16 protein-coding genes and 6 pseudogenes are annotated in these 16,923 nt (G+C 71.5%); 11 read left to right on the top strand and 11 right to left on the bottom strand.

From position 1 onward, the window contains the following. Positions 1 to 56 precede the first annotated feature (56 nt). The 3 genes and pseudogenes from ACFPLC_RS47205 (at position 57) to ACFPLC_RS47195 (ending at position 1,999) form a co-directional block, all read left to right on the top strand. Entirely contained in the window at positions 57 to 773 is a 717-nt protein-coding gene (locus tag ACFPLC_RS47205) for an MFS transporter (protein ID WP_378236343.1), read from the top strand. Next, positions 770 to 1,324 (top strand): annotated as a pseudogene (locus ACFPLC_RS47200) (ABC transporter permease); the annotation flags it as partial. The gene ACFPLC_RS47205 and the pseudogene ACFPLC_RS47200, both read left to right, overlap by 4 nt. A 282-nt stretch (positions 1,325 to 1,606) precedes the next feature. Next, positions 1,607 to 1,999, top strand: coding sequence for an SCO5389 family protein (locus ACFPLC_RS47195; RefSeq protein WP_370969812.1), 393 nt, complete (start codon positions 1,607 to 1,609; stop codon positions 1,997 to 1,999). Here the strand turns inward: ACFPLC_RS47195 and ACFPLC_RS47190 are convergent. From ACFPLC_RS47190 to ACFPLC_RS47175, 4 genes are read right to left on the bottom strand one after another with little or no spacing between them, the layout of a single operon-like run. Then, entirely contained in the window at positions 1,996 to 2,955 is a 960-nt protein-coding gene (locus ACFPLC_RS47190; protein WP_378236342.1) for an LLM class flavin-dependent oxidoreductase, read from the bottom strand. The two genes, ACFPLC_RS47195 and ACFPLC_RS47190, sit on opposite strands and share 4 nt — an antisense overlap. After that, a complete protein-coding gene (locus ACFPLC_RS47185) occupies positions 2,952 to 3,353 on the bottom strand; it encodes a protein-tyrosine phosphatase family protein (protein WP_378235829.1) in 402 nt (133 codons plus the stop codon). Before ACFPLC_RS47185 ends, ACFPLC_RS47190 begins: the two co-directional genes overlap by 4 nt. Continuing rightward, entirely contained in the window at positions 3,326 to 3,481 is a 156-nt protein-coding gene (locus ACFPLC_RS47180; protein WP_103338171.1) for a hypothetical protein, read from the bottom strand. Before ACFPLC_RS47180 ends, ACFPLC_RS47185 begins: the two co-directional genes overlap by 28 nt. Beyond that, positions 3,481 to 4,503: a class E sortase gene (locus tag ACFPLC_RS47175; protein WP_378191958.1), complete on the bottom strand. Its 1,023-nt coding sequence runs from the start codon at positions 4,501 to 4,503 to the stop codon at positions 3,481 to 3,483. The genes ACFPLC_RS47180 and ACFPLC_RS47175 overlap by 1 nt, the downstream gene beginning before the upstream one ends. Positions 4,504 to 4,743: 240 nt before the next feature. Here ACFPLC_RS47175 and crgA point away from each other — a divergent pair, with 240 nt between their 5' ends. Both crgA and ACFPLC_RS47165 read left to right on the top strand, forming a co-directional pair. Further along, positions 4,744 to 5,010 carry a cell division protein CrgA gene (crgA, locus tag ACFPLC_RS47170; RefSeq protein ID WP_043787021.1) on the top strand — a complete coding sequence of 89 codons (267 nt, stop codon included), beginning with the start codon at positions 4,744 to 4,746 and terminating at the stop codon, positions 5,008 to 5,010. Positions 5,011 to 5,122: 112 nt separating this feature from the next. Next, positions 5,123 to 5,494 carry a PH domain-containing protein gene (locus tag ACFPLC_RS47165; RefSeq protein WP_378191914.1) on the top strand — a complete coding sequence of 124 codons (372 nt, stop codon included), beginning with the start codon at positions 5,123 to 5,125 and terminating at the stop codon, positions 5,492 to 5,494. Here ACFPLC_RS47165 and ACFPLC_RS47160 read toward each other — a convergent pair. Together ACFPLC_RS47160 and ACFPLC_RS47155 are read right to left on the bottom strand one after the other, a co-directional pair. After that, entirely contained in the window at positions 5,491 to 6,453 is a 963-nt protein-coding gene (locus ACFPLC_RS47160; RefSeq protein ID WP_378191912.1) for a rhomboid family intramembrane serine protease, read from the bottom strand. The two genes, ACFPLC_RS47165 and ACFPLC_RS47160, sit on opposite strands and share 4 nt — an antisense overlap. A 38-nt stretch (positions 6,454 to 6,491) precedes the next feature. After that, the gene (locus tag ACFPLC_RS47155) at positions 6,492 to 7,010 is read right to left on the bottom strand and encodes a peptidylprolyl isomerase (protein WP_378191910.1); all 519 of its coding nucleotides are present in this window, start codon (positions 7,008 to 7,010) and stop codon (positions 6,492 to 6,494) included. Between the two features lie 90 nt (positions 7,011 to 7,100). On the opposite strand from ACFPLC_RS47155, the gene ACFPLC_RS47150 reads away from it, so the two are divergent. Then, positions 7,101 to 7,637, top strand: a complete 537-nt coding sequence (locus ACFPLC_RS47150) for a hypothetical protein (RefSeq protein WP_191308609.1) — start codon at positions 7,101 to 7,103, stop codon at positions 7,635 to 7,637. Between the two features lie 65 nt (positions 7,638 to 7,702). Here ACFPLC_RS47150 and ACFPLC_RS47145 read toward each other — a convergent pair whose 3' ends face one another. Together ACFPLC_RS47145 and ACFPLC_RS47140 are read right to left on the bottom strand one after the other, a co-directional pair. Then, positions 7,703 to 8,155, bottom strand: coding sequence for a DUF6918 family protein (locus ACFPLC_RS47145; RefSeq protein WP_176173818.1), 453 nt, complete (start codon positions 8,153 to 8,155; stop codon positions 7,703 to 7,705). 146 nt (positions 8,156 to 8,301) lie between these two features. Further along, positions 8,302 to 8,832 carry a DUF2020 domain-containing protein gene (locus ACFPLC_RS47140; RefSeq protein ID WP_191308607.1) on the bottom strand — a complete coding sequence of 177 codons (531 nt, stop codon included), beginning with the start codon at positions 8,830 to 8,832 and terminating at the stop codon, positions 8,302 to 8,304. A gap of 733 nt (positions 8,833 to 9,565) precedes the next feature. Between ACFPLC_RS47140 and ACFPLC_RS47135 the strand changes: the two genes are divergently transcribed. The 4 genes and pseudogenes from ACFPLC_RS47135 (at position 9,566) to ACFPLC_RS47120 (ending at position 11,655) form a co-directional block, all read left to right on the top strand. Further along, positions 9,566 to 10,204: a pyridoxine/pyridoxamine 5'-phosphate oxidase gene (locus ACFPLC_RS47135; protein ID WP_378191905.1), complete on the top strand. Its 639-nt coding sequence runs from the start codon at positions 9,566 to 9,568 to the stop codon at positions 10,202 to 10,204. Positions 10,205 to 10,259: 55 nt separating this feature from the next. Further along, positions 10,260 to 10,412: a hypothetical protein gene (locus ACFPLC_RS47130; RefSeq protein WP_378236341.1), complete on the top strand. Its 153-nt coding sequence runs from the start codon at positions 10,260 to 10,262 to the stop codon at positions 10,410 to 10,412. Between the two features lie 26 nt (positions 10,413 to 10,438). Then, positions 10,439 to 10,891 (top strand): annotated as a pseudogene (locus ACFPLC_RS47125) (alpha/beta fold hydrolase); the annotation flags it as partial. 92 nt (positions 10,892 to 10,983) lie between these two features. Beyond that, a complete protein-coding gene (locus ACFPLC_RS47120) occupies positions 10,984 to 11,655 on the top strand; it encodes an alpha/beta fold hydrolase (RefSeq protein WP_378236344.1) in 672 nt (223 codons plus the stop codon). Here the strand turns inward: ACFPLC_RS47120 and ACFPLC_RS47115 are convergent. After that, positions 11,633 to 12,837: pseudogene (locus tag ACFPLC_RS47115) on the bottom strand (cytochrome P450). The gene ACFPLC_RS47120 and the pseudogene ACFPLC_RS47115 sit on opposite strands and share 23 nt — an antisense overlap. 98 nt (positions 12,838 to 12,935) lie before the next feature. Between ACFPLC_RS47115 and ACFPLC_RS47110 the strand changes: the two are divergent. Continuing rightward, positions 12,936 to 16,031: pseudogene (locus ACFPLC_RS47110) on the top strand (BTAD domain-containing putative transcriptional regulator). Here the strand turns inward: ACFPLC_RS47110 and ACFPLC_RS47105 are convergent. Further along, positions 16,015 to 16,757, bottom strand: a pseudogene (locus ACFPLC_RS47105) (ABC transporter permease). The pseudogenes ACFPLC_RS47110 and ACFPLC_RS47105 sit on opposite strands and share 17 nt — an antisense overlap. Beyond that, a pseudogene (locus tag ACFPLC_RS47100) lies at positions 16,754 to 16,923 on the bottom strand (ABC transporter); the annotation flags it as partial. The pseudogenes ACFPLC_RS47105 and ACFPLC_RS47100, both read right to left, overlap by 4 nt.

The following is a 16,923-nucleotide window of genomic DNA, read 5'->3' as shown; positions in this document are numbered from 1 at the left end:
TTCGGGATTGTCGAACTATTCTGCGGCGAACAGCGGACCTCTGGGGGGATCGAACAGTGCAGACGGGAAGTGCGCACGGACGGGCGGCCCTGCTCGCGGTGACCGGCCTCGGCCAGTTCATGGTGCTGCTCGACAGCACGATCGTCGGCGCGGCCCTGCCCGACATGCAGTGGCGGCTCGGCACGGGGCTGAGCGGCCTGCAGTGGATCGTCGACGCCTACGTGCTGCTGGTCGCGATGCTGCTGCTCTCCGGCGGTGTCTTCGCCGACCGCTTCGGCCGGAAGCGGGTGTTCCTCGCCGGGGTCGCGGTGTTCACCGCCGCCTCGGCGGTGTGCTCGGCCGCGCCGTCGCTGGGCTGGCTGGTGGCCGGCCGGGTGCTGCAGGGCGTCGGGGCGGCCGCGTTGAGCCCGGCCTCGCTGGCCCTCCTGGCCGCCGCCCACCGGTGCCGGCCGATCGGGTGCGGGCGATCGGGCTGTGGGCCGGGCTCAGCGGTGGGGCAGCCGGAGCTGGCGATACTGGACGAGCTGACCACCGGGCTCGACCCGCACGCCCGCCGCGAGACCTGGCGGCTCGTCGAAGGTGTCCGCGCCACCGGCGTCACGGTCCTGCTCGTCACCCACTTCATGGACGAAGCCGAACGGCTCTGCGACCGCGTCGCGATCTTCGACGCCGGGCGCGTGGTCGCCACCGGCACCCCGACCGAGCTCCGCGCCGCGGCCGGAGCCTCCACTTTGGACGACGCGTTCGTCTCGCTGACCAGGAGCGCCCGATGACCACCGCCTTCGCCAAGATCACCGCCACCGAAACGAAGCTCTTCCTCCGGTCGCCGTTCATGGCGGTCGCCGGCATCCTGTTGCCGTCGATCCTGCTGCTCGCGATCGGCGCGATCCCGGGCATGACCGAGCCGAGCGAAAAGGCGGGCGGGTACCGGTTCATCGACGCCTGGGTGCCGTCGCTGATCGTCATCAGCCTCGCGATGCTCGCGCTGCAGTCGATCCCGGCCGCCGTCGCCACCTACCGCGAACAGGGCGTGCTGCGCCGGCTGGCCACCACTCCGGTGCACCCGGCCAACCTGCTGGGCGCGCAGCTGCTCATCCACGTCACGGTCTCGCTGGCGGGGATCGCGCTCGTGCTGGGGCTGGGCAACGCCGTCTACGACGTCCCGCTGCCGAAGCACCCGCTGTCGTTCGCGCTGACGCTGGTGCTCGGGGTGGTCGCGACGTTCGCGCTGGGCCTGATCGCGGCCGCGGTCGCCCGCACGTCGAAGGCCGCCACCGGAGTCGCGATGGTCGCCTTCCTCCCGATCATGTTCTTCGGCGGCGTCTACCTGCCGCGGCCGCTCCTGCCCGAGGTCCTGCGCCGGATTGGCGACTACCTGCCGCCGGCTCCCAGGCGCTGCAGGACGCCTGGGTCGGGGCCGGCGTCCAGCCGCTGCAGCTCGCCGCGCTCGCCGCCTTCGCGGTGCTCGGGACGGCGCTGGCGGCGAAGCTCTTCCGGTGGGAGTGACCGGGCCTTCCGCCAAAGTGGTGATGATCATCGTTTTCTCTTGTGGCGGGGCCACCCGGCCGGTAGCCAAGAAGGTGGCCCTGCTCAAACTGGAGGTTCGATGTCCCTGGACGTGTCACCCGCGTTGCTGGAGAAGGCCGAGCGCGGGGAGGTCACCGACGCCGAGTTCGTCACCTGCGTCAAGGAATCCCTGCCGTACGCCTGGGAGGTCATCACCGGCGTCATCGCCGACGCCGAGGGCGCGGCGGACGGCTTCGCCGACAACGAGACGCCGCCGCCGAGCGAGGCCGCCCGCGGGCAGCTGCTGCGGGCACTGGCCTCGGACGCGATCCGCGGCGGCCTCGAACGCCACTTCGGCGTCAAGCTGGCCTTCCAGAACTGCCACCGGGTCGCCGTGTTCAAGAAGTCCGAAGTGGACGGTGATCGCTACCGCGCGTTCGTCTCGCCGCGCGGCCAGCTGCTCAACCAGAGCCCGGAACTGCGGGACTGCTAGCCCGCAGCGCGGGCAGCACCTCGGTGCCGATCCGCGTGATGTTCGCGAACGTGCCCTCCGGCGTACCCGACGCTTCCACGAGCATCAGCACGTGGGAGACGCCGGTGCGCCGGAGGCTCGTTTCCAGCGTCCGGACGCAGTGCGCCGCGTCGCCGACCGGGTGGATGGCGCAGAGCCGTTCGGCGTACTCCCCGGATCGCGGGACGGCCCCGGTCTCCCGTCGACGGTGACGTGCGCGGCGAGGCCGTCCGCGAGCCAGCCGGGCAGCGCGTTCCGCACCACCTCGGCGTCACCCACCTGGCAGAGCACGGTCGAGATGTGGTTCGCGGGCTTTCCGTAGGCGGCGACCGTGCCGGCTTTTTCCTCGTCATCGGCGTGCAGGCCGAGCAGCAGCGGCAGGTCCCGTTCGGCGGCCTGCCGGACCGCGGCCGACGCCGGTCCCCCGCACGCGACGACGACGTCCGCCCGGCGTTCCGGCGCCGGCACCACGGGCACCTCCCGGAAGGCGAAGTGCCGCCCTTGGGCGCCGACGCGGCGGTGGTGGCGCGCAGGAAGACGTCGAGGGCCTCTTCGAAGCCGGTCTCGTACCGGTCGAGCCCGGTGCCGAAGACCTCGAGGTCCTGCCACGGGCCCCCGCGGCCGAGGCCGAGCCGCAGCCGACCGCCGGAAACGGCGTCGAGCATCGCCCACTGCTCGGCCAGCGCGACCGGGTGCGTGGTCGACAGGACGCTGACCGCGGTCCCGACCCCGATCCGCGAGGTCCGCCCGAGCACGTGCGCGGCGAGGGTGATCGCGGACGGGCAGACGCCGTAGGGCATGAAGTGGTGCTCGGCGAACCAGACGTCGTCGAAGCCGGCTTCTTCGGCCAGTTCGGCCGCGCGAACCGACCGGCGGAGGACGTCGCCGTCCGCCTGGCCGGGGAAGCGGCCGCTGACCAGGAAGACGCCGAACCTCAAGAATCGAGCTCCGCCAGCAGCCGGGCCGTCGGCAGGCCGCTCTCAAGGTACTGCACGAAGAGCCGGTTGTGCAGCGCCCGCGGCGAGCGCCGCTGCCGGACGCGGTCGATGGCCGCCGGTACGCCAAGCCCGAGTTCGACGAGCGCCTGCGCGCCGACCAGGCCGGACCGGTTGAGCCCGGTGTGGCAGCGCACGAGCGTCAGCCGCCCGGCGCGGACCGCCTCGGCCGCGAGCACGGCGAACCGCTCGGCCTCGGCGATCTGCTCGCCCGCGGCGCCCATCCGGACGTGCCCGCCCATCCACAGCCGCGGCCCGATCTCGTTCCACGGGTCTTCCGGCGGTGGGTTGTGGCGGTGCTTCCCCCGTGTCTTCAGTTGACCGCGACCTCGTTGAACCACAGCCGCGGCTCCAGCCACGGGAACACCACGAACATCAGCAGCGCGATCACGCCGAGCGCCAGCACCACCGCGATCGTCAGCTTCGCCGCGAACGGGCCCGGCAGCTTCCGCCAGATCCACGCGTACATCAGGCCTCCCCGATCTTCGAGAGCAGGTCGCCGTAGTCCTTGACCTGGTCCTTCGGCACCTGCTGGGTCAGCACCGACGTGATGATGAGCCGCTCCTTGGCGGAGAACTGCGGGTGGCAGGTGGTCAGCGTGAGCAGCGCGGCCTGCTGGGCCTTGGGCAGCACGTCGGCGCTCTTGTACGGGACCGGGTTCACCGCGGTGCCCTGGCTGGGCAGCACGACCTTGCGGCCGAAGGTCTCGCTGTAGGCGCCGCCGTCCTCGGCGTTCGGGTCGCGCAGGGTCGAGACGCCCTTGCACTTCGGGTCCGCGCCCTTGCCGCCGGCCCAGTCCTTCACCTCGTCGTCGTAGGGCAGGACCTTGTAGATGTAGAAGTCGGCGGAGGTCTCGATCACGATCTGGTCACAGGAGGAGAGGTTGTCCAGGTCGTTGAACGGGGCACCCTTGCCGACGCGGTGGCCGGCCACGGCGAAGTTGCCGGGCTCGCCGGGCAGCGACGTGCCCTTGTAGTGGCCGGGGCCGACCTCGAGGGCGGCGTCGTCGGTGCCTTCCTGGATGGTGAAGTTGTAGTCGACACCGAAGCTGGGGATGTGGATGCGGGCGAACGCCTTGCCGTCGACCAGCTCGGGGTGCAGCGTGCGGTCGTGCGCCCACTCGCCGTCGAGCTGGTCGCTCGCCTCGGACTGCTTGCCCGCCGAGAACAGGTCGGTCACGTACAGCTCGTAGACCATGAACAGCAGCACGACCAGGCCCAGCGTGATGAGGACCTCGCCGACCGTCCGGATCGCGACGCCGCCCTTGCCGAGCGGGACCGGGGCGGGCTTCTCCTCGGTCGCGGTGCCGCCCTTGCCGACCGGGGCGAAGACGACGGTCTCCTCGTTCGCGCCGGGTGGCGGGGGCGGGCTGGTGTAGCGGCGGGGCGGCGGGCCCTGCGGACGCCGGGGTGGCTGCCCCTGGGGGCCGCGCTGGGGCGGGCGGGGCGGCACCTGGCCGCGCGGGGGCGTCGCGGGACGGCGCTGGGGCATGGGCTGTCCGGGGTGTCTGCGCCGGTCGTCGTCCGGTCCTTCGCGCGTAGCCACGCAAGCTCCTCTCAAGCCGCGTCGAACCCTGGGTGACCCCGTTGTCACGGTCCGGGAAATCCGACCACTCCTGGCCGCTGCTTTCCTGCGGTCGTTTACGTTAACGTGTGCACGTGGCGCTGGTTGCGCACCCTCAGCGGGACATCGCCACCAGACGAGCCCGAAGAGCACCGCGAGGAACACACGATGCCCAAGTCCAAGGTCCGCAAGAAGACCGCGTACACCCCGCCCGCCGACCGGCGCACGCCGGTGAAGGTGCGGGCCGCCGGCCCGACCGGTCTGGCCTGGAAGATCCCCATGTTCGGGCTGATGCTGCTCGGCCTGGTGTGGCTGCTGGTCAACTACATCGCCGGGGACAAGATCTCCTGGATGGCCGACCTGGGCAACTGGAACTTCGCCGGTGGGTTCGCGCTGATGATCGCGGGTCTGCTCATGACCATGCGCTGGCGCTGATTATTACTCCGTTCAGCGGCTTGACGTCGAATTACAGCGGTGTGACTCATCCCCAGTGTGGATAACCCCTGTGGATAACTACCCCACCTCCTGGGCCCCTCGTCAGGCCGTTGTGGTATCGGCCTGGGCGGTCACCGCGTTGCTGCTGGCCGGCGTGGTGACCGACGCGCTGACCGGCGACCGCGGTGGCCTCGTGCTGTTCGCGCTGGCGGCCGTCGCCGTCGGCGCGTTCGCCGCGCACGCCACGATCGTCCGGCCGCGGCTCGCCGCCGACGCCGAGGGCCTGGTGGCCCGGACGCTAGGCGGCACGCACCGGCTGCCGTGGGCGCAGACGCGCACCCGGCTCCGCACCACCCGCCGGATGGGGCGCGACGGCGTCACGCTGGAGATCGAGCACGACGAGCAGCTGTACGTCTTCGGGTGGCTCGATCTCGGCGAGGACCCGCGGGACGTCCTGGACGTCCTCAGCACGCTGCGCAGTTAGCGGCAGGTGTAGTAGAGCCCCTCCCGGTACTGGAGGAAATCGCAGTTCGGCGTGGGAACGGCCTGCGCGCCGCGGTAGGCCAGCAGGCCGAGCAGTGCGACGACGATGATCCCGATGCCGATCGCCTGCCACCGCGCCTGCTTGACCTGCGGCGCGTAGAGCAGCGCCACGGTGACCAGCGCGCCGGTCACCAGCCCGCCGACGTGCCCGAAGATCGAGATGTTCGCAATGCCGAAGGTGATGAACGCGTTCAGCGCGAGCGTGATGATCAGACCGGTGGGGTTCAGGCGCAGCTTCAGCACCGTGACCCCGTACGCGCCCATCAGGCCGAACAGCGCCCCGGACGCGCCTGCCGTGCCCGGGAGGCCGGTGGGGTCGTCGAACAGCAGCACCGCCGTGGACGCGCCGAGCATGGAGACGAAGTAGAGCGCGAGGTAGCGGCCTCGCCCGCAGACCTGTTCCAGCGACCGGCCCATCATCCACAGCGAGAACATGTTGACCGCGAGGTGGATCGGCCCGTAGTGAAGGAACCCGTTGGTCAGGACGCGCCACCACTCGCCGTGGCCCATGGTCGCGTTGCCGTAGAGGGCGCCGTACTGGAGGAGCGACGACAGATCGTTGCGGTCGAGGCTCTTCGCCTGGACCACCGTGGCCACGAAGACCAGGACGTTCACCGCGAGGATGACCTGGGTCACGAGCACCGACTGCGAGAGCCGCGCGCCGAAGACGGTGCGCTGGCCGAACCCGGCGTCCTGGTAGCCGCGGTGCTGACGGCGCTGCTCCTGGCCGCCTGTGTGCACGCAGTCGGTGCACTGGAAGCCGACCGGGGCTTCGCGGAGGCAATCCGGGCACGCCGGACGCCCGCACCGGGAACAGCTCAGTCCGGTCGGGCGGTTCGGGTGCCACCAGCACCCGGGCAGCGCGGCTTGTTCGGCGGCGGGGTTCGGCGGTTGGTTCACGATGAGACCAACCTACCGAAACCCACGCGAGGAAGCCGTCAGTGCTCGACGCTGACCTTCTCGATGACGATGTCGGTCAGCGGGCGGTCCGCCGGGCCGGTCGACGTCCGGGCGATCGCGTCGACGACGTTGCGCGACTCCTGGTCGGCCACCTCGCCGAAGATCGTGTGCCGGAAGTTGAGGTGGGTGGTCGGCGCCACGGTGATGAAGAACTGCGAGCCGTTCGTGCCGGGCCCGGCGTTGGCCATGGCCAGCAGGTACGGCTTGCTGAACTGCAGCTCCGGGTGGAACTCGTCGCCGAACTTGTAGCCGGGGCCGCCGCGACCGGTGCCGGTCGGGTCGCCGCCCTGCAGCATGAAGCCGTCGATGACCCGGTGGAAGATCGACCCGTCGTAGAAGGGCCCGGAGTTCGTCCCCGCCGCGTTGGGCTGGGTGTACTCCTTGGTGCCCTCCGCGAGCCCCACGAAGTTCGCCACGGTCTTGGGCGCGTGGTCCGGGAACAGGTTCAGGTGGATGTCACCCTGGTTGGTGTGCAGCGTAGCTTTCACGCAAGCCATCGTGCCATCTGCGGGCGGGCGGAGCGAAAAAGGGGCACGATAGGTTACGGGTAACAGAGCAGTGTCAAAACGAATGATGAGGTGAAGCCCATGTCCCGGGCGACAGCCCAGGCCGTCGAGACCGCCGACAAACTCGTCACCGAGGGTGTCAAGCAGGGGCGGCGCGCGCAGAAGAAGCTCGCGAAGAAGACGGAACTGACCCGCAAGGAGCTCAAGAAGAGCTCGAAGGCCGCTCGCCAGGAGGCGCTCGCGCGCCTGTCCGAGCTGCGCAAGCCGGGTCGCAAGGCGAAGAAGGCCGCCATCAAGGCCGCGAAGGCGGCCGGCGAGTCGAAGCGCCGCGGCAAGAAGGACTTCAAGGCGGCGAAGAAGGACTTCTACGCCGCTCTGTCCGAGGCCAAGTCGGCCGCCAAGGGCACCCGCAGCCGTCGCAAGTGGCCGTGGCTGCTGGGCCTGGTCGTGGTCGGCGCCGGTGCTGCCTACGCCCTCCGCTCGAAGCAGGAGCCGCCGGTCGCGCCCGCGCCGCCGAAGGCCACCCCGCCCGCGCCGAAGCCCGCCGAAGCGGCGAAGCCGAGCGCGCAGGCGAACGGCAAGGCACCGTCCGCGGCGCCCGCCGAGAAGAAGAACTGAACAAGACGCGAAGAGGCCCCCGGGGGTGCAGCCGGGGGCCTCTTCAGTCGTGCTTGAAAAACCGATCAGACGGCAGCGGCGTGCTTGTCGATCAGCTGGCCCAGACGCGGCAGCGCCTCCTCGACGTTCTTCTTGCCGTTCGGGCGCAGCTTCGAGTAGACCTTCTTGATGCTGTCGCGGCTGCTCTTCTCCGCGCGCGAGTCGGTGACGCTCAGCAGCGCGTCGGAAGCCTCGTCCGAGCGGCTGGACAGGTAGGCGCCGAAGTCGTTGCCGCCCTTGGCCCGGTAGTCGCCGTAGAACGGCTCGAGCGCGGAGGCGAAGTCCGGCAGCAGCGTGTCGACGGCCGAGGGGATGATGCCCGGCTTGATCTTCTTGACCGCGGCGAAGCCGGTCTTCACGACGGCACCCGAAACGCCGCCCTTGTCCGAGACCTCGGCGTCCACGAGGGTCTCGAAGTCGGAAACGACAGCCGGGCGACGGCTGGAGTCGAGCAGGATTTCCTTGAGGGTGTCAGCCACGAATCTTGTCCTTTGTCCTTGCAGAGTTGGTGCCCCGCCCCGGGGTGGGGGTCCCCGGTGGCTGCGGTGCGCGAGTCCACGAAGCCTGCGCGTGACGCACAGGGTAATACAAGATCAACATCACTCACCCGTGTGGAGGTCGCTACCTAGAGCTTCAGGGCAGCGATAGCCTTCTTGACCACTGTGCGTGCCTTGACGCTCTGCTTCTGGTTCGTCGACGCGATGACCGCCACGGACCCCTTGGCGACCGCGTAGACGGCCCCGTCGTCGGACGACAAATAGCCCCCCTTCCAGCCGGAAGGGTCGCTCGCCGGATTGGACGAGTCGAGCGGCGCCGCCTTGTTGACCAGCGCCGTCGCCGTTTTCGCGTCGCCTACGTACACACGGACGGTGAGCTGGATCTTCCCGTCCGGGCGATAGAAGAAGCACGCCGGGTGCGGCTGGTCGGCGGACACGCGCACCTTCGACACGTGCTGGCCGTTCGACTCGGCCACGAACTCGCTGCCGAGGTACGGGCAGTCCTCCGTCGCGCCCGGCTGGGGGTCCGGGGGCAGGCTGCCGGCGCCTGCTGCGGTGGACGCGGACGGCGGGCTGGGCGCCGCGGTGCCGGTCACGATGGTGGCGCTGCAGCCGGCCAGCAGGACCACGGCGGGCGCGAGAAGTACGAGTCGTCGCATAGCGCGGACAGTCAACCACGAAGCATGTGTGAAAACCGCTGGCTGACGGCGGCGTGACCACCGGGCGTGCGACGATGGCGACGTGCTCACCCCGGAGCAGTACCTCGGCGCGATGGCCGAGCGCGTCCAGCGGGCCGGCGGGCGGCTGCATACCGTGCAGATCGGCCCCGCCACGGCCGTCGTCGGGCTGTTCACCGAGCAGGTCCTGCTCACGACGATGAACTACTGCGTGATCGCCGCCGCCGTCCCGGAGGTCAGCGCGGCGGCGCTGTACGACTTCACCGGCCGCGCCACCCAGCACGCCCGCGCGAACCTGACCGGCACCATGGGCTGGACGGCGGGCTCGGTCGTGATCGCCGGGCTCGTCGGCAGCCGCGTGTACCCCGACGCCGCGCAGGCCGCGTCGGCGAAGTCGGGCAACCAGTTCGGCGGCGAGACGCGGATGGTCGCGGTGGACCTCTCGGCGGGGCAGCTGTACGCGTTCGTCGGCGGCAAGCTCTGGGGCGCGGCGATGCAGGGCTCGGTCAACGCCAAGCTGACGTACTGCTTCCCGCAGCCCGCCGAGGTCTACCAGCAGGTCCAGTGGCAGCAGGCGCAACAGCAACCGCAGCACCCGATGCCCGCGCCGGCGCCGCAGGTCCCGCCCCCGCCGTACGCCGGCCCGGCCGGCCGCAGCCGCCGGTCTACCCACCGCCCGGGCACGCACCCCACCAGGGTCCGTACGGTTACTGACATGGTGCAATTGCGCGGCTGGCCCTCGTTCCCCGAAGAGCTTCCCGGATTCACGCCGGAAACGGCGCCACCGGACCCGCAGGCGCTGTTCCTCGAGTGGCTGACCGAAGCCGGTGAGCACGTGCTGGCGCCGCACGCCGTCACGCTGTCCACAGTGGATGCCGATGGCGCGCCCGACGCGCGTGTGGTGATCCTCAAGGACGTCGGCCCCGATGGCTGGGCGGTCGCGACCAGCGCGGAAAGCCCGAAGGGCCTGCAGCTGCGCAAGGACCCGCGCGCGGCGCTGACGTTCTTCTGGCCCGGCCGCGGCCGGCAGGTCCGGCTGCGCGGCCCGGTCTCCCCGGCCACGCCCGAGGTGTCGGCGGCGGACTTCCTCGCCCGGCCGCCGGCGTCCCGCGTCGAAGCGTTCATCGGGCACCAGTCGCAGGTGCTGCACGATCCGGCGGACCTCGAGGCGGCGGCCGCGGAAGCGCAGCGCTGGGTCGAGGAGAACCCGGACGTGGCCCCGGAAACCTGGACGCGGTACCTCGTGGACCCGGACGAAGTCGAGTTCTGGCAGGCCAGCCACGACCGGCGGCACGTGCGGCTGCGCTACCGGAAGTCGGGCGGCGGCTGGGTCCGCGAGCGCCTCTGGCCCTGACGGCCGCCCTTTCGGAGGTATGCGGTTTCCGCGCCGGTGTGCGCATGATGCAGGCATGCGCTCGAAGATGCTGACCGCCGGGCTGGTCCTGGCGCTGACCGCCGCACTCGGGGGTGCGGCCCGGCCGACGCGCGTCCTGGGGGACGACCGGAGCTGGCGGATCCGCACCCGTGCCCGGGACAGCCGGGCTTCACTTGCTCGACCCTGACCGTCCCGCTCGACCACACCGGCCGCGTGCCGGGCACGCTCGACCTTCCCGTGGCGACCGCCGACAACGTCAACGCGCCCAAGGGCGTGCTGCTGTTCCTCACCGGTGGCCCGGGCCAGGGCGGCGTCGGGACGATCACGCGGATCGCCAGGCAGCGGCTGCCGGAAGTCGCGCAGGACTACCGGATCGTCATGCTCGACCAGCGCGGCACCGGGCCGTCGGGCGCGCTGCGGTGCCCCGGTCTGCAGGCGGAGATGGGCAGTTCGGACATCGCGACGCCGTCGGCGGGCGCGGTGCAGGAGTGCGCGCGCATCCTCGGCGACACGGCCCCGCTGTACTCGACCGACCAGAGCGTGGCGGACTTCGACCAGCTCCGGCAGGCCCTCGGCGTGCCGAAGCTGGTCGTCGACGGCGTCTCGTACGGCTCGTTCACGGCGGCGCGGTACGCGATCGCCCACCCGCACCACGTCAGCAAGGTGATCCTCGATTCGGTGCTGCCGCACCACGCTTCCGCGTCGGCGTCGCTGTACCTGACGGGCATGACGGCCGAGGCACGCGTGCTGCGCGCGGCGTGCGCGGTGGCCCCGGCCTGCGGCTACGACCCGGCCGAGGACCTGGCGTGGGTGGTCCGCCACCGCGGCACCGCGGACGGCGTGCGGATCTTCGACACGGTGGTGTCGTACGAATTCGCCGATCCCTCGTACCGGAGCCCGGCGGCGGGCGACATCATCGGCGCCCTGCACGAAGCCCGCACCGGCGCCCCGGCGCGCTTGGACGGCCTCCTGGAGGCCTACCAGTCCGGCGGCGACGACCCGGCCTCGTTCAGCGCCGGCCTGCACGCGGCCACGCTGTGCGCGGACGGGCGGTTCCCGTGGGGCTCCGCGGCCACCCCGCTCGCGCTCCGCCGTCCGCTGCTGTCGCTGGCCGCCCACGTGCTCCGGAGTCGGCGACCTGGCCGTACACGACCGGCGTGGCCACGCAGCAGGGCTTCATCCAGAGCTGCCTGCCGTGGCCGGCGGAACACCCGGCGGCCAATCCGGCCGGGCCGTTGCCGGACGTCCCGGTCCTGCTGCTCAACGGCGACCGCGACCTCTCGACGCCGCTGGAGTGGGCGCGCGAGGAAGCGGCCCGGGCCCCGCGCGGCGAGCTGGTGATCGTGCCGGGCGAGTCGCACTCGATCCAGAACCGCGAGCGCGGCCACGCGGGGAGGGACGCGGTGCTCAGCTTCCTGCGGTCCACGTGACCGGCAGCTCGTGAACGCCGTAGATGTTCATGTCCGTGCGCAGCTTCACCTCCTCGGCCGGCACCGCGAGCGCCAGTGTCGGGAACCGGCGCAGCAGCCCACCGAAGCCGGCGCGCATCTCGATGCGGGCCAGCTGCTGGCCGAGGCACTGGTGGACGCCGTGGCCGAAGGACAGGAGCCGCGGGCGTTGCGGCGGATGTCCAGCGTGTCGGGGTTTTCGAAGCGCCGGGGGTCGTGGTTGGCGGCGAGCAGCGAGACCACGACCGTCGAGCCCTTCGTGATCGTCTCGCCGCCGAGCTCGAGGTCCTCCGTGGCGTAGCGGAAGAAGATGTCGGCCACCGACAGGTAGCGCAGCATCTCCTCCACGGCCCCGGGCAGCAGGTCCGCGTCGGCGGCCAGCTCGGCGCGCTGGCCGGGGTGCTCCAGCAGCGCGAACGTGCCCAGCGACAGCATGTTGGCCGTCGTCTCGTGGCCGGCGAGCAGCAGCAGGAACGCCGCGCCGGTCAGCTCCTCGACGGTCAGGTCGTCGTGGCGGGCCAGGTCGGACAGGATGTCCTCGCCGGGCTCGGCGCGCTTGCTCGTGACCAGTTCGGACAGGTAGGTGTTCAGCGCGATGTACGCGCCCATCTTCTCCTCGAGGGTCTGCTCCCGGACCATGAACTGGGCCGAGTTCGCCTGGAAGGTGTCCCGGTCCGCGTAGGGCACGCCGAGCAGCTCGCAGATGACCAGCGACGGCACCGGGAGCGCGAACTCCTTGACCAGGTCGACCGGCGGGGCCAGCCGTGCGAGGTGGTCGAGCTGCCGCTCGACGACGTCGGCGATGTGCTCCTCCAGCTGCTTCATCCGCTTGACGGTGAAGGCGCCGGTGAGCTTGCGGCGCAGCCTGCTGTGCTCCGGCGGGTCCATCGCGATGAACATGCCCGGCATCGGCGGCGACGGCTCGGTGGCGGCGGGCATGCCCGTCTCGTACGGCACGTGGATGACGTCGAGGTCCAGCCGGGAGCTGAACCGCGTGTCGGCCATCATCTGCCGGACCTCTTCGTAGCCGGTGACGAGCCAGCCTTCGTGCCCGTCGGGGAACACCAGCGGGCTGACCGGACGAGTGTCGCGCAGCCGGGTGAGCGCGCTCGGCGGGTCGAAGGGTCCCGCGTCGCGGTCCATGGGGAGTCCGTGCTGGCTCATCGGCTGTCCTTTCGTGGGTGTGCCGACGACGATCGCCGAGTGGCCTGACACGGGCCTGACACGCCTCGGACACCATCGCCCGTGGCAAGATCGGCCGGGTGCAGATCGGGATCCTGGGGCCCTTCGAAGTGCGCACGGACGACGGCGCGCTCGCCGAGGTGCCGGGCGCCCGCCTGCGCGGGCTGCTGGTCGCCCTCGCGCTCGAACCGGGTCAGGTCGTCCCGAAAGCCACGCTCGTCGACTGGATCTGGGGTGAGCAGCCGCCCGCCGAGGCACCGAACGCCTTGCAGCGCCTGGTTTCCCGGCTGCGCAAGGCGCTGCCCGAAGGTTCGGTCGACGGACGGCCGACCGGCTACCGGCTGGTGGTGGCGCCCGACGACGTCGACGCCGTGCGGTTCGAACGCCTCGTCGGCCGGGCCCGTCAGGAAGCCGACCCGCACCGGCTGCGGGAGGCCCTCGCGCTCTGGCGCGGTCCGGCCATGCAGGACGTCGAACTGCCGGAGAGCGCGGCGTTCGAGGCGGCGGTCACCCGGCTCGAAGGGCTGCGCCTGGCCGCCTTGGAGGACCGGTTCGACGCGGAGGTCCGGCTCGGCGGCGGTGCGGAGCTGGTCACCGAGCTGACCGACCTGGTCGCCGCGCACCCGATGCGCGAACGGCTCGTCGCCGCGTTGATGCGTGCCCTCGTCGCGACCGGCCGCGACACCGAGGCGCTGCTGGCCTACGAGCGCACCCGGGAAACCCTGGCTGACTCCCTCGGCGTCGACCCGTCGCCGGAACTGTCCGAAGTGCACGTCGCGCTGCTGCGTGGCGAGCTGGGACGGCGGCAGGAGAGCCCGAAGACGAACCTGCGGCCGAGCTGACCAGCTACGTCGGCAAGGACGCCGATATCACCGCCGTCCGCGAGCTCGTCGCCGAACACCGGCTCACCACCCTGATCGGGCCGGGCGGTTCGGGGAAGACCCGGCAGGCCACGGAAACCGCGCGCACGCTGCTCGGCGACCTGCCGGACGGCGCGTGGCTGGTCGAACTGGCGGCGATCGGCCCGGGCGACGACGTCGCCCAGGCGACGCTCGGCGCGCTCAAGCTGCGGGACTCGCTCGTCGGCGAGGCACCGGACGCCGAGCCGACCGACCGGGTCATCGCCGCCCTGCGCGAGCGTTCGATGCTGCTCATCCTCGACAACTGCGAGCACGTCATCGAAGCCGCGGCGGCCTTCGCGCACCGGGTGCTCGGGGAGTGCCGACGGCTGCGGATCCTCGCGACGAGCCGGGAACCGCTCGGCATCACCGGCGAGGCGCTGTGGCAGGTCGCGCCCCTGGTCCTGCCGCCGGAAAACGCCGATCCCGCCGAAATCGAGGCCGCCCCGGCCGTCCGGCTGCTGCGGGACCGGGCCGGCGCGGTGCGCAAGGACCTCACGGTGGACGTCCGCACGCTGGCCCGCGTCTGCCGGGCGCTGGACGGGATGCCGCTGGCCATCGAGCTCGCCGCCGCCCGCCTGCGCACGATGTCGCTCGACCAGCTCGCACACCGGCTCGACGACCGGTTCCGCCTGCTGACCGGCGGCAGCCGGACCGCGCTCCCCCGGCACGGACACTGCGCGCGGTGATCGACTGGAGCTGGGAGCTGCTCTCCGACGCCGAACGCGTCGTGCTGCGCCGGCTTTCGGTGTTCTCCGGCGGGGCGAGCCTGGAAGCGGCCGAGCGGGTCTGCGGGGACCACGACGTCCTGGAGCTGCTGACCGCGTTGACCGAGAAGTCGCTGGTCGTGGTGGTCGGCGAGCGCTATCGCATGCTCGGCACGATCAAGGAGTACGCCGAACAGCGGCTCGCGGAGGCGGGCGAGACGGACGTCGCCCGGCGCGCCCACCTCGCGTACTTCACCGAACTCGCCGAGACGGCGGAGCCGCACCTGCGCCGCGCCGAGCAGCTCGAATGGCTCGCCACGCTCGAGGCCGAGCACGAGAACATCACCGCGGCGATGCGCGGAGCTCTCGCGGCGGGCGAAGCAGCCGAAGCCATGCGGCTCGCGGCGACCGCCGGCTGGTACTGGTGGCTCGCGGGGCACCGGACGGAGGGCAACGAGCTGGTCATGGCGGCCACGGCCGTGCCCGGCGAGGTGCCGGACGAGATCCGCGGCCTGGTCTACACGTTCGTCGTCCAGTTCGTGACGTCCGGGCAGCAGAGCGACGAGTACCGCGCGGAGGAGTGGATCCGCAAGGCGTACGACGTCAGCCTGAAGGTCGAGAACCCACCGGTGACGTTGCGGTTCGCCGCCGCGCTGGAGCGCCTGCTGCACGGACCGGACGCGGCGCTGACGGCGTTCGAACCGCTGCTCGCCGACGAAGACCCGTGGGTGCGCGCGGTGGCCCGGCTGCAGCTGGGCAAGATGCGCGTCCAGTTCGGACACGGTGACCGGGAGACGGACGCGCTGCTCGAGACGGCGGTCGCCGAGTTCCGCGCGCTCGGCGAGCGGTGGGGCACGTCGTTCGCCCTGACCGAGCTGGCGGACCGCATCACCGTCCGCGGTGAGTTCGCGCAAGCGTGCGAGTACTACGAGCAGGCCATCGACGTGGTGACCGAGGTCGGCGCCATCGAGGACGTCGTGCGGATGCGGTCACGGCAGGCGCAGCTGTACTGGCTGCTCGGCGACGAAAAGGCGAGCGCCACCGCGCTGGCCGAGGCCCAGCGGTGCGCGGAGGGGGTGGCCTGGCCGAACGCGCAGGCCGAGCTCGCCCTGGCCAAGGCGGAACTCGCGCGCTGGCGCGGCGACACCGTCGAGGCGCGCCGCCAGCTCGACGTGGCGACGAAGATGCTGGGCGAAGACGCCGAGCGGGCCATCGTCCGCGCGGTGGCCCAGGAGCTGCTCGGTTACCTCGCCGAGGACGTCGGCGAATCCCGGGTGCACTGGGCGGCGGCCTTCGAAGCGGCGACCGAGACGGGACACCCGCTGACGGTCGCGCGAGTCCTCGTCGGCCTCGCGGACCTGGCCCTGCGCACCGGCCAGGACGAGCAGGCCGCGCGGCTGCTGGGGGCGGGCGCGGGGGTCCGCGGCCTGCCGGACCGGTCGCACCCGGACGCGGCGCGGATCGAGGAGACCGCACGACGTCGCCTCGGTGACGAGGGTTCACCGAGGCGACGCGGGAAGGGGCGGCGGCGAGCTGGCCGGAGCTGGCCGCGGTCACGCTCGCTTCTTGAAGGTGGCCGAGGCCCACAGGTAGCCGACGACGGCGATCCCGGCGCACCAGCCGAGCGCGGCGAGCAGGGTGCCGGTGGCCGGCGTCCCGTTGAGCAGTCCACGCAGGGTTTCGATGATCGGCGTGAACGGCTGGTACTCCGCGAACTGCTTGAGGCCCGGACCCATCTTGTCGGCCGGCACGATCGCGCTGCTGAAGAACGGCAGCATGACCAGCGGCACCGAGGCCAGGCCCGCCGTTTCCGGGGTTTTCGCCGCCAGGCCCAGCGCGATCGTGAGCCAGCCGGTCGCGAACCCGAGCAGCACGACGACGCCGAGCGCGCCGAGCCAGTCGAGGAACCCCGCCGCCGGACTGAAGCCGAGCAGGAAGGCGACGCCGAGGAGGGCGCGATGGCGACCAGGTTGGTCAGCACGCTGGCGACGACGTGCCCGGTCAGCACCGCGCCGCGGGAGACGTCCATGACCTTGAACCGGTTGATGATGCCCTTGGTCATGTCGGAGTTCACCGCGGTCGCGGTGGCTCCCAGCCCGTAGCAGACGGCCAGCAGCATCAGCCCTGGCGTCGCGTAGTCGACGTAATCCACGCCGACGCTGAAGGCGTCTCCGAACATGTAGACGAACATCAGCATGACCACGACCGGCATCAGGATCGCGTTGAACACCGACATCGGGTTGCGGGCGATGTGCTTGAAGTTGCGGCGCAGCATCACCATCGAGTGGGACTTCATTTCGCGGGAACCTCCGTGGCGGGGCCCGTCAGGGCGAGGAAGACGTCGTCGAGATCGGGCGTGTGGACGGAGAGCTCTTCGGCGCTGAGCGCGTATTCGTCGAGTCTGTCCAAAAGGGAGCGAAGCGACTTCGTGCCGCCATCGCTGGGGATGCGCAGGGCCATGG

This window comes from Amycolatopsis plumensis, from assembly GCF_042652605.1.
Taxonomy (GTDB): domain Bacteria; phylum Actinomycetota; class Actinomycetes; order Mycobacteriales; family Pseudonocardiaceae; genus Amycolatopsis; species Amycolatopsis plumensis.
The sequence above is the reverse complement of the archived record's forward strand: the minus strand, read 5'-3'. Positions and strand labels throughout refer to the sequence as shown.

Excerpts from the sequence above, each read along its gene's own strand:
- crgA (WP_043787021.1), top strand. The coding sequence starts at position 4,744 with ATGCCCAAGTCCAAGGTCCGCAAGAAGACCGCGTACACCCCGCCCGCC.
- ACFPLC_RS47175 (WP_378191958.1), bottom strand. The coding sequence starts at position 4,503 with ATGCCCCAGCGCCGTCCCGCGACGCCCCCGCGCGGCCAGGTGCCGCCC.
- ACFPLC_RS47180 (WP_103338171.1), bottom strand. The coding sequence starts at position 3,481 with ATGTACGCGTGGATCTGGCGGAAGCTGCCGGGCCCGTTCGCGGCGAAG.
- ACFPLC_RS47135 (WP_378191905.1), top strand. The coding sequence starts at position 9,566 with ATGGTGCAATTGCGCGGCTGGCCCTCGTTCCCCGAAGAGCTTCCCGGA.
- ACFPLC_RS47140 (WP_191308607.1), bottom strand. The coding sequence starts at position 8,832 with ATGCGACGACTCGTACTTCTCGCGCCCGCCGTGGTCCTGCTGGCCGGC.
- ACFPLC_RS47155 (WP_378191910.1), bottom strand. The coding sequence starts at position 7,010 with ATGGCTTGCGTGAAAGCTACGCTGCACACCAACCAGGGTGACATCCAC.
- ACFPLC_RS47130 (WP_378236341.1), top strand. The coding sequence starts at position 10,260 with ATGCGCTCGAAGATGCTGACCGCCGGGCTGGTCCTGGCGCTGACCGCC.
- ACFPLC_RS47195 (WP_370969812.1), top strand. The coding sequence starts at position 1,607 with ATGTCCCTGGACGTGTCACCCGCGTTGCTGGAGAAGGCCGAGCGCGGG.
- ACFPLC_RS47150 (WP_191308609.1), top strand. The coding sequence starts at position 7,101 with ATGTCCCGGGCGACAGCCCAGGCCGTCGAGACCGCCGACAAACTCGTC.